1 protein-coding gene is annotated in these 379 nt (G+C 42.7%); it reads right to left on the bottom strand.

Going from position 1 to position 379, the window contains the following annotated elements; translation table 11 throughout:
* Window positions 1-379, bottom strand: a 379-nt coding sequence (locus AB4486_RS24715) for a PTS transporter subunit EIIC (RefSeq protein ID WP_372119327.1), incomplete at both ends; no start/stop codon positions are given.

The raw sequence follows: 379 nt of genomic DNA on the forward strand, positions 1-379 counted from the left end.
GGCATGTACACGTAGGTCCATCACATCGACCAACGCAAATGCAACTCCTGTTAACACAGCATGTGCAACATACAAAACGGGAGCGATAAACATAAACATGAATTCAATAGGCTCAGTCACACCGGTTAATAACACAGCAAGACAGGCAGATAAGAACATTGGCTTATATTGTGCGCGCTTATCACTATCAACACAGTGATACATCGCAAGTCCAATACCAATCAATGAAGAGGCTGCGATAATAACTTGGCCTGCTTTAAAGCGTGCTGGGTGCACCGTATCTAACAGGTGTTGGTAAGTTGTCGGATCGCTTAATTTAAGATTATTTAAATCGCTGACCCAAGCAAGCCATAATGGATCTTGACCATAAACACTTGAG

Source organism: Vibrio sp. 10N.222.55.C6, from assembly GCF_041473395.1.
GTDB lineage: Bacteria > Pseudomonadota > Gammaproteobacteria > Enterobacterales > Vibrionaceae > Vibrio > Vibrio crassostreae_C.